We start from the raw sequence: 3,751 nt of genomic DNA, 5'->3' as shown, positions 1-3,751 counted from the left end.
AAGGTAATGAAAACATTGGTGGATCAATATACAGAGGAAGGTAAAATCGAAAAAGATCGTGATGCACGTTTGCTGCAGACCCATTTGACTTCATTGGATCACTATGTAAAGAAGGATTCATTGGGAAAGGCAGATAAGCACATGAAAGGCTTGAAACAATTGGTTAAAAAATACCAGGAAGATGGCCAAATGGATAAAGAAGCTGCCCAAACATTGGTAAGGCATGCCGATAATTTAATCAAACAATGGCAATAGTGTTGTCGTGGAATCCCTCTGGCGTTTTGCTGGGGGGATCCATTGATTATTGGCGGATCAAAGAGCTTTAAGTTAAATGGGACGGTGGCCATTTCTAAAACTGGGCAATGATTATGAATCAGCTCCTTGTCCATGATAGGATGTCGAACTCGTTTTTGTATATTTATACAGGTTCCATTCCGGCTAAACATGGCCTAACCAGTTTTTCAGCATACATACCTGAAATCGAAGACGTTGCGAATCTCGTATTCTCATATGGCTTTTTTGATGGCAGACAGATTGATGACTTTGATCCTTTTCTTAATCAGCCGACCGCTTCTCAACATTTATGGGATAAAGACGTGCATTCAATATCCATTACGGATAAAAATTTTAAAGGTTCGCTGCTGAGCACAGTGCATCATCGAGGCAGTACTTTTTCCGGCTATCATTTTACATCAACGATCCCTACGTTAGCTGCTGACGCATTGCGTGAAAATGAGAAAAATTTCATTACGGTCTACAGGCCTGGTCTCGATGCGTGATCCACCGCAGGCTAAAGGTTCGCTGGGTTTCTTTAAAGGTGCACACGGCGGGTTGCATGAAGACGAAATGCTTGTACCTTGTTTGATGTGGCGGGGTTAAGTCTTTTAATGTATTGTTTTAAGAACCCTTGGTGGGCAGAGGTCCAAACTTGTGCGAGAGCGGCTCAGACTTGTGCGAGGGCGTCCCAAACTTGTGCGAGGTAGGCCCAAACCCGTGCGAGAGCGGCACAGACTTGTGCGAGGTAGGCCCAAACTTGTGCGAGGGCGTCCCAAACTCGCGCGAGAGTGGCTCAGACTTGTGCGAGAACATCACCAATTCGTGCGGGATGCCTTCGCTGCGTCCTTACACAATCTCCGCTGTATATATAAATATTTAAGAGAGTCCAAAAACTTGAAAATAGATTTCGGCATGTTAATATAGATACATTGGCAATTGCATAAGTGATTGAAGCACTGGGGGAGCTGTTTATGGCTGAGAAGGACAATGCGTTCTGACCCTTTGTACTCGATCCGGATAATACCGGCGTGGGGAAGTGTGTTTGCGGCATAAGGGTATTTAATACGTCTTTGCGTAAAAACACAAACTGCATTCTCACGGGGATGCAATTTTTTTATTGTACAATGAATCAAGTTGGACCTGATGCTGTTATCTGATAATAAGAAGGGGGAAGCGTGATGCATTACATACGAAAAATTTTGCCGGTTTTACTGCTGATTTTACTTGTATTGACCGCTTGCAGTGGAGAAGGACAAGAGGAAACAGCGTCTGAAGGGAACACCGGCGAAGAGGAAGAAAAAGTGCTCCGGCTGAGTGCTTCCGGTGAAATTCCCGGTTTGAATCCAACAATGGCCGATAACGACATGAGCTTTAATGTCATCAACCAAATATTTGAAGGGTTGTACCGTCTGGATGAAGATGGAGAACCACAATTGGCCATGGCAGCAAGTGAACCTGAGGTCAGTGATGATAATAGAGTTTATACATTCAAAATACGTGAAGATGCGACATGGTCGGATGGCTCACCGGTTACTGCGGACGATTTTGAATACGCCTGGAAAAAGGCAGTTGACCCGGACACAGGTGCCGCATACGGGCCGCAGTTTGAGGAGATCGTTGCAGGCGCATCGGAAATTTTAAAAGGCGACAAACCGGTTGATGAGCTCGGTGTCGAGGCACTGGATGAACAAACATTGAAGGTGACGCTGGAAGAGCCGGTACCATATTTCAAAGATTTATTGACGACAGCCGTATTTTTCCCGCAGCCTGAAGCGTTCATCAAGGAGCAAGGGGATAAATACGCAACAGACAGTGAACATACCTTGTATAACGGTCCCTTTGTTCTGAAAGACTGGAACGGAACCGGGAATACATGGACTTATGCAAAAAATGATCAGTACTGGGATAAAGAAGCCGTCAACGTTGACAAGATTGAGGTTAATGTTGTGAAAGATACACAGACAGCGGTCGATCTTTACGAAAATGACCAGCTGGATCGCGTGAATCTGACGGGTGATTTTGTTGATCAATATGCATCAGATGATGAATACCACACCTTTTTGACGGGTGGGGTCAAATTTTTGAAGATGAACCAGGGAAAAAATGGAGAGCAGACGGATCTTGCCAATTTGCACATACGGAAAGCATTGAATAAGGCACTTGACAGGGAAGTTATCGTCAATGAAATCCTCAATAACGGCTCAAACGTGCTTTATGGCACGGTGCCACAAGGGCTGTCGGAAAACCCGGAAACCGGCGAGGACTTCCGCGAAGAAAATGGCGAGCTAATCCATTATGACGTTGATGAGGCCAAAGAACACTGGAAGCAAGGACTACAGGAACTGGGTAAGGACGAACTGGAATTTGAATTGACGACATCCGATTCCAGTTCATCGAAAACCATTGCCGAAAACCTCAAATATCAATGGGAGTCCAGGCTTCCGGGGCTAACGATCACGATTAAAAATGTACCGCCTGAACAAAGCGTGGACGCTAACGTTAATCAAAAGTACGAGCTGATTTTAACGGGATGGGGCGGCGATTATCAGGACCCGATGACTTATTTGAATCTGTTTATCACCGACAGTCCAGGCAACCATACGGGTTATTCGGACGAAGAATATGACAAGTTGGTCCTTGACTCGAAATCCAATCTGGCCGATAAGCCGATGGAGCGCTGGAATGCCTTGTTGAAAGCGGAGCAATTGCTGATTGAAGAGAGTGCCGTACTCGTCCCACTTTATCAAACCGGCACGGCTTATTTGCAAAAAGATGATGTCAGTAATCTGATCACCTATCAGGTCAGTGCGGATAATTATAAATGGGTTGATGTGGAAGAATAGTAGGGAGTGGAGGCTGTACAACGTGGATAAGTCTCTGTTGTGCGGCTTTCTTTTGTTTAAATCCGGAGAGTGGTACGGCAGAAAACCTTGATGCGGTTAGTTTTACCGATTTAATATGCTATTTAAATTACGGACACTTTGAACTTTAAAATAATAGAAAGGACGCAATTTATGTTTTTTGGAACCTTCAACGGATGAAAAAACGGCGGCTGCAAATAAGATAAGTTCGTCACCAAAACGTTCACATTTACATGTAAAAATCCAAAGAGGAACTCCGGCAATAGCTCGCCGGAGTTCGTTATGTCCGTGTTGAAAAAAGTGTGTTTTGCATTATGAAAACTTTAAAAGGATTTTAGAGCTGCTTTCTAAAGATAGTATTTTTTTACTATTTACATTATTTTGTCAAAGTGGTAAGTTCTTTAATAAGTTGGTTAGTTAGCTTTACTAACTAAAAAAAGGGGGTGTAGTGGCGATAGGCAGCGCAGAATCTATTATTAAAATGGTAGTGTAAAAAGTTCTATGAAAATAACTCCAGAATAAGGATTAAAAGTTTCAGAAGGCTTTCGAGCTGCCGCCATCGCTCTTGACAAACACGCCAATGGTTTTCGATTAAGGTGTCAAGGGCGAAGGGG

Annotated in this window: 3 protein-coding genes and 1 riboswitch; all 3 genes read left to right on the top strand. The window is 43.9% G+C overall.

Going from position 1 to position 3,751, the window contains the following annotated elements; translation table 11 throughout:
- Positions 1-255 (top strand): FIMAH domain-containing protein (locus VK080_RS08285; RefSeq protein WP_414672232.1); only part of this gene is annotated, 255 nt, incomplete at its 5' end.
- A gap of 155 nt (positions 256-410) precedes the next feature.
- Positions 411-779 (top strand): hypothetical protein, encoded by a 369-nt coding sequence (locus tag VK080_RS08280; RefSeq protein ID WP_324224299.1) that lies wholly within the window; start codon positions 411-413, stop codon positions 777-779.
- A 445-nt stretch (positions 780-1,224) separates the two neighbouring features.
- A riboswitch (TPP riboswitch) is annotated at positions 1,225-1,328 on the top strand.
- Between the two features lie 126 nt (positions 1,329-1,454).
- Entirely contained in the window at positions 1,455-3,119 is a 1,665-nt protein-coding gene (locus VK080_RS08275; RefSeq protein WP_324224298.1) for a peptide ABC transporter substrate-binding protein, read from the top strand.
- The last annotated feature ends 632 nt before the right edge of the window (positions 3,120-3,751 follow it).

This window comes from Lentibacillus sp. (genome assembly GCF_035301925.1).
Taxonomy (GTDB): domain Bacteria; phylum Bacillota; class Bacilli; order Bacillales; family Amphibacillaceae; genus Lentibacillus.
The sequence above is the reverse complement of the archived record's forward strand: the minus strand, read 5'-3'. Positions and strand labels throughout refer to the sequence as shown.

Bases quoted from the DNA above. Each gene is read 5' to 3' on its own strand.
- VK080_RS08275 (WP_324224298.1), top strand. From the start codon at position 1,455: ATGCATTACATACGAAAAATTTTGCCGGTTTTACTGCTGATTTTACTT.